Source organism: Candidatus Methylacidiphilales bacterium, assembly GCA_025056655.1.
GTDB lineage: Bacteria > Verrucomicrobiota > Verrucomicrobiia > Methylacidiphilales > JANWVL01 > JANWVL01.
This window is the reverse complement of record JANWVL010000177.1, coordinates 1-6,922: the sequence shown is the minus strand read 5'-3', so window position 1 is coordinate 6,922 and position 6,922 is coordinate 1. Positions and strand designations below refer to the sequence as shown.

Genomic DNA, 6,922 nt, shown 5'->3' with positions numbered 1-6,922 from the left:
CTAGCTGTTTGTAATGCCGATTTGATGGTTACCTTTGTGCAATCATTAATAGGACCGGTATATGACCCTCCGTCGGTCGAACTTCCTCCTCCTACCGAAAACGATAGACCTATCATCTTCACATTTATAGTTATTGAAAATGACCAGTTAAATCCTCCTGATGGGCACTGTGGCTTTTGGCCGCAAGGGGCTGTGCACTCTTTAGGCGAGCTAACGCTATATTTTACCACAGGTTTCCCGATTATCGTAAGGACATCCCTTATTCCATTATCCACACTATGATAGCTAAAACTTCTCTCTTCGTTTCGGGGTATGTCCCCATCTGGCGTAGGGTCAGGGGGTGAACACAAATACTTTGAAAGGCAATCCCCCCTCACAACAAGCACCTTTGCCGTTGTCGCAAGGATACCCGTTCGGTTTCCCGTCGCAATCCCCTCCAGGACCACTGGAATTAGCAAACGCAGTTGATAACATTATGGATAGTAATATACACAAGAAAGATGCATCTTGTCAATCTTATATAGTATTATGGCATTTTTAATCATATTAGTATAATGATTTATTAAATTTGGAATTTCTTGACATTATCTTTCAAACGGATTTCCTGCTCTACTGCCTCCTTGCGCTTCTTTAGTTCAATCCTGCACCCGCACCTCAAGTCATTCCGAGCCTGCCGAGGAATCTCCATTCTTTCTATGCGAGTTGTCTTTTATTCCATTTACCATGCAAATTGCTTGCAAACTACTTTTACAGCCCTATTAGTCCGTTTTAAAGCCTGCCTTGCATCATGCCCTCGTTACGCTAGATCACCTCTTCCCTTGCTATCTTTATATTATTGTCTCAAACAACTACCGTAACTGCTGCAGCCTAATCCTGCGCTTAAAAAGTGCTTAAGTTCTTTTAAGTAAAGCAAACTTTTATTCTAATTTGTTGAAGGCCTATATTTTATTTCAGATATATTAAGACAAAATAGATTTCCTTGCTCTCTCGAATCTTCTACACTATATTAAGTTGCAAAATATCATGCTTGTTTATCAATCGCATTTCGTATTACATTTTCTACACAATTCTTCTATAAGATTTTAATTCATTCTAGATCTGTTTGAATCTCTCGACTCAAGTTCCTGATGCAAATACATAATCGTTTTTATATAATATAAGCATTGATTTATACTCTCTGCCGTCTCTTTGCTTAAACTTAGTATTGTGGGTATATCTATACCAAAGCTGTATGTATCCCAAACAAATGCGAAATTTTTGCATCGAAGAAATTCCTCTACTTCTTTACTATATCTTGTAAGATTACCATTACTTTCTATATCCAATTGCCTGCTTTCTTTTAAGTATTTCAATGTATTCAAATAGCCTTTTAGACGGCTTATAAACTCCCTTTTATTTACCTCTAGGTTTTTATCATTTTCTATATCTGGTCTTTTTAGGTATCTATAAAATTCGTTTGTTATTAATTTTTGATTTAGCAACCTGATAGAACGCAACAACTCCTCTTCTCTTAAGTTTACGTAACAAGGAAACATCGGTGTAGGAGATATTACCTTATCTATGCTCAAGTAATTACTTAACAGATATGTGCATTTTTGGGCTATCTTATTTTTTGCAACCGTATCTACTTGGATTTTAGAAATATCACTTTCTAGCAATATGAATTTACTGCAAAAATCTATAAATGCCTTTTTTTGAAGTGCTGTTATTGCTCCACAATCAAAATACTCCCATCTCGCGTCCACAGGAGAGTTAAATCCCCATGCTAAATAATCGAATAATACACCTAATGCAGAGGAGCCAACTATACCATCTTGCTTAGGTTCCCCATCACACTCTTCCTGAATGTAAAGATCTTCTGGACTTATATTAGATAAATAGTCTAATGCTTTGATTGTTACTAATTCTCTGTGCTTTTGATCATGTAGGTAATTTCCTAATGTAAACAATGAAATTATGTTCTTAAAATCTCTAATCAAACTTTTATGATATGCTGCAGCCTCATTCCCACTGATTATATTATGGATAAGATAGACTGTCTTCGTGGCATAGTCTAGTTTTTTTATATCTATTTGGGGATCGTCGAATACTTTATTTTCAATAACTCTCTTTATTAGCTGTTCATCAATGTTTTTATACTCATTCGTTATACGTGAAAAACCATACACCATAGGTATATAGGGGTGGCTTTTCAATACCTCTCTCAATCTTTCTTCGCTGTGATTACGAAACAATTGAGTCACATCTGGATGGAAATATAACCACTTATCAGTTGATTTTAATTCTGCTGAAACAACAAAATAAATCAAAAGTGCTGTAATTATTCGCAAATCCATATTTAACTTTCACAATATGTTTTACATTCAGTAAATTTATATCCATCTTCTTTAGGCGGTGAGGGAGGAACTTGATGCATACGTATTTTAGGATACCCGTGATTCACATAAATACCCGTTTTAGGATCTTTTATTTGAACTTGCAATTCCTCAGTCACCTCTGTGTATACGCGAGCCAGTTGCATTGCTGCTTTGATAACTAATTTTTCGCATTTCTTTATAGGCCATCCACTATACGAATTGTTAGGCCCTCCCGGATCATCCACTGTTATACTAAAAATAAGCATAGATATAGAAATGGTCCAATTATGATTATCTTGTGGGCAAGATGTGAGCTGTCCACAAGGAGCAGTGCATGTCGTAGGATTTTCTACTGAATATACTATTCTAGGTTTCGCAGTGTATTTATAAAGATGTCGTTTATTATTTCCCACTCTAATCTCTCGCTGTCTTTCTGTTGGATTCTTTGGAATACTGCCGTCAGGTGCAGGATCAGGAGGCTCACACATCGTTATGGATAAACAATCCCCCTCACAACAAGCACCTTCGACGTCGTCACAGGGATAGCCGTTCGGTTTTCCGTCGCAATCCCCTCCAGGACCACTGGAATTAGCAAACGCAGTTGATAACATTATGGATATAGTAATATACACAAAGGATGCATCGTGTCAATCTTTATAGTATTATGGCATTTTTAATCATATTGGTATAATGATTTATTAAATTTGGAATTTCTTGACATTATCTTTCAAACGGCTTTCCGGCTCTAATGCCTCTTTGCGTTCCTTGGGCTCGATTATTCCGAGCACTACCTTTGCTCGAAGATACATCCCTCGTAGTAGAGTATAATTTTTCTGATCTTCCATAGTTCGCACGACTTCTCTAGCATGGGCTTTAGCTTGCAGCTCTTGTCCTCGATTCAATACTATTAAAATATTAATGGATGTAGCAAGTGTGGAGACAGGTATAATTCTCTTTAACCATCTCTTACCTACTTAGCTCTCGGACTATGTAATGAAGCTCGATGCGCGCTTACTCTCTGTGTTTAAAATTTCACAACCTGCACATCAATCCTTCTCTAATCTAAGCGATAGATATTTTTTATTATGCTCTTCTAAACGCTCTGGATAATTGATGAATTCTATAATTTTCTCATCAGCAAGAAACCCATCTGTCGTGTGGTAAATAATTGTCTTCCCAAAACGCTCATCTTGAACAATTGTAAGCTTATTGATCGTGGGCAAATCTAACGCTCCCTTATCTTTAAGTTGATTAATTTCTATAAGCTCATAACTCCGTTTAATAGTAGTATTTTCTTCCAATTTTTCTATGCCACCTTTCCTAGACACTTTTTTACCAAATGCTGTTTCGATAACTTTCGCAGGCAAGACAACATAACCATAATCTTTCCATTCCAAAAATTGCTTCTTAGAATTCAATACGTCATTTTCCTCTCTTCTCTTTAAATCTAAATCGTGTTGATAATAATCTACTATATCCTTATTGCTATATTTTTTAAAACTAATTACTCCGTGATGTTTTAGTATTCCTACACCATCTGAACATTTTGAAATTACATTCACTTCTATGTTATTATTTTTAAATTCATATCTTTCCTCTGTTTTTACACAAGGATACACTGAATTAGGATCATCTTGATAAATTCTACATCTCGTATATAAAAACAACCAAGGTAATGGCCCTTCATTAACGATAAAAGGGACATTACCACTATAGATCTCATGCCCTTCAATTTTTTTTCGTCTAATGCGTCCACTTGACTTACTTATTTCATCTAGCTGATTTTTATCAAAATCAATGTAACATATGCTATCTACTTTATCTTCACTTACTCGTATTTTGTTTCCTAAAACTGCTACATCAATTATCTTTTTATATTCTTTTTCAAAAGGTCCATCATTGCCGTCATAAAATTGATTGTATTTGTAGGTTGCACGGAATCCTTCGGTTGGCTTTAATAATTCGACCTTGCTATAGAGCTTATCCATCACAGCATCTTTATTAGCTAAGCACTCATTTGCTAATAAATTTATAATAATCAATGCTAATGTATAAATCTTGACCCGATACATACTCATTTATGACATGGCTTAGAGTGCACCAACTTATAGTGCCAAATTACCGTCCACTCAGCTTCAGGATAATCATACTCTCCCGCCTTGTAACATTTACCATAACGATATCTAACAAACCTTACGCCCGGCTGTGTAGCATCTTCTAACCTACAATCCTCTTCTAAGTTTTTGTCACCACATTTGCCATCTGTAAAAGCCTTATAATACATGTTGCCCGCTCTACAAATATCCCTAATAAAATTCGGTTGATCGACCTTTAAACACTGCCCCGGCCCGCTACTATTTGCCATAAGGATTTGGTGATAAAATCCCATGTAAGCCACCGTAACAGACATCGCACTAATTGCAAGCTTTTTCTTCATAAATTTTGTTTTCAAGTTCTTTCTCTTATTTGGGTTTTCCCTATGTTCCTTTTGCTAAACATGATACCTTTTCACACGATCGCATAGTATCTTCTCCTGCTCCTCTGCCTCCTTACGCTCCTTTGGATCGATCGTGCTCCATTCTCTTGTTCGTTCCGAGCTCAGGAGAAATCCTGTGCTAAAAATCTTATTATTATCTTTTGATCCGAATGAAGAATTCTTCGCTTTCAGTGTAAAAAAAACTTTAACAACGAATTATTCTTAAATGATATTTGCAGATTGCACGCCACGCAAAGCTCATATTGACATAATCGTTCCCTGCCTTTTTCCAAGTCCCCAATTTTTCTAAGCCCTCGCAAACATTATTCCGAGCACATAAAATCTATAAGCCATAACACCTCTGCCTTATTCCTCACCTGTCAAAGAGTCTATAAATAAGCTCTTCTCTTGAGTCATTCTAAGCTTGCTGATGAATCTAAGGCTTTTCATTGTTATCTACTATCTATTGCTTTCATCAGTCGCTATAGAATTTAATCTTTTTTATCATTTATTAGAGTTTTCTATAATATAGCTAATTTAAAGAAGGCTCTTTTTTCAATCGGCTCTCTAATTCCTGAGCCAAATGTATTATGGTCTCCACACAATATAAACATTCATTGATCTTTTCCATACACTCTCTACTGATTGACTCTGCTGTCGAAATGGCTATGCCGAAGGTATAAGGGTCAAAAACAAAGGAAAAATCCTTAAATTCAACAAATTCATCTACTATACGACTATTATGGCTAGCTTTTACATCATCTAAATCTAAATTTAATTTTTGCCATTCTGGCTCATTCTTTAAGGCAACAATCAATCCTAGAATTCTATCAATGAAAGCTTTTTGTGATTCAGTTAGTCTAATATTTCTTTCAATATCACTCGTAACAATAAATCTATAAAATGGATTATCTTTAAGTCTTGTGACTAGATCCTTGATTATAATTTTTATTTCATTGTTCTCTAACTTTACGTATGAGGCTAATAATTTCCTAGGTGAAATGACTACACTCTCTTTTAGAAAATTTAGTGAAAGGCAATTACACTTTTCTACTAGCCTTTTTTTAGATAAAGTATCGATTTGAATTTTCGAAAAGTTGTTCCGTAAGGTTACAAAATCATAATAAAAACCCATATATGCTTTCTTCTGTTTTTTTGTTAATTTTCCAAAACTATAAAAAGGCAAATCTTCATTAACGCCGACTTGAGTTCCCCATAGTAAATATGACATTAATGTAGTAAAAGCCGATGTCCAATCTTCATAGCAAACTTCCTGCATGCTTATTTCTTCCGGTGAAAATGCACCAAGATATTCAAGCCCTCTTTCTGTGACTAATTCTCTATGTTCAGAATCTCTCAAATATCCAGCAAGGATTATTGCCGCTAAGACATTTTTAAAGTCCTTTACTAAATCTTTAATTCTTTCCTCTCTCTTATTGATTATACTGTGTATAATGTAAAGGCTTTTAATTCCGTAGTCGTCTATTTTGTGGACATCTGTGTCAATTTTATCTTTATTTATCCTTTCTATTAATTCCTTGTTAATTTTTAAAAAATCTGCTTCAAAAATAGGAAAACTTAAATTTTTAGGAATATAAGAATGATGATTTAATTTTAGTGTTCTTCTATCCTGATTTTGTGTCTGTATCAATTTCAAAACTTCATCATCTATATATATATTTCTTTTTTCACTTGCTGTTAAATTATTACAGGCAAATATATATAATGTTAGAAACACACATATATTCATATTCAATTTAAATTTAAGCTCATGCATCTATTTTGAACAATAGTTCTTACAATGTGTAATTTTATATCCATCTTTCTTACTGTCACTAGTATGTGTGCCACCGTCAAGTGTAAGCTCTGGTCCATCATTCACCCACACATTAGCAGGATATATTTTTATTTGCCTTTGCACTTTAACAGTGTAGTTAGTAACCACACTCTAGCTGTTTGTAATGCCGATTTGATGGTTACCTTTGTGCAATCATTAATAGGACCGGTATATGACCCTCCGTCGGTCGAACTTCCTCCTCCTACCGAAAACGATAGACCTATCATCTTCACATTTATAGTTATTGAAAAT

At 35.0% G+C, this 6,922-nt stretch carries 7 protein-coding genes; 1 reads left to right on the top strand and 6 read right to left on the bottom strand.

All coding sequences use genetic code 11. The annotated features are described in order from the left end of the window. Window positions 1–282 (top strand): hypothetical protein (locus tag NZM04_11190; GenBank protein MCS7064579.1); only part of this gene is annotated, 282 nt, incomplete at its 5' end. An 800-nt stretch (window positions 283–1,082) separates the two neighbouring features. Here the strand turns inward: NZM04_11190 and NZM04_11185 are convergent. From NZM04_11185 to NZM04_11160, 6 genes are all read right to left on the bottom strand, one after another. Further along, window positions 1,083–2,336 (bottom strand): hypothetical protein, encoded by a 1,254-nt coding sequence (locus tag NZM04_11185; protein ID MCS7064578.1) that lies wholly within the window; start codon window positions 2,334–2,336, stop codon window positions 1,083–1,085. A gap of 2 nt (window positions 2,337–2,338) precedes the next feature. Further along, window positions 2,339–2,845, bottom strand: coding sequence for a hypothetical protein (locus NZM04_11180; protein ID MCS7064577.1), 507 nt, complete (start codon window positions 2,843–2,845; stop codon window positions 2,339–2,341). Between the two features lie 210 nt (window positions 2,846–3,055). Then, the gene (locus NZM04_11175) at window positions 3,056–3,202 is read right to left on the bottom strand and encodes a hypothetical protein (GenBank protein MCS7064576.1); all 147 of its coding nucleotides are present in this window, start codon (window positions 3,200–3,202) and stop codon (window positions 3,056–3,058) included. 201 nt (window positions 3,203–3,403) lie between these two features. Continuing rightward, window positions 3,404–4,429, bottom strand: a complete 1,026-nt coding sequence (locus tag NZM04_11170; GenBank protein MCS7064575.1) for a hypothetical protein — start codon at window positions 4,427–4,429, stop codon at window positions 3,404–3,406. A 2-nt stretch (window positions 4,430–4,431) separates the two neighbouring features. Further along, on the bottom strand, window positions 4,432–4,794 hold the full coding sequence (locus tag NZM04_11165) for a hypothetical protein (protein MCS7064574.1): 363 nt from the start codon (window positions 4,792–4,794) through the stop codon (window positions 4,432–4,434). Window positions 4,795–5,365: 571 nt separating this feature from the next. Further along, window positions 5,366–6,610 carry a hypothetical protein gene (locus NZM04_11160; GenBank protein ID MCS7064573.1) on the bottom strand — a complete coding sequence of 415 codons (1,245 nt, stop codon included), beginning with the start codon at window positions 6,608–6,610 and terminating at the stop codon, window positions 5,366–5,368. Window positions 6,611–6,922 lie beyond the last annotated feature (312 nt).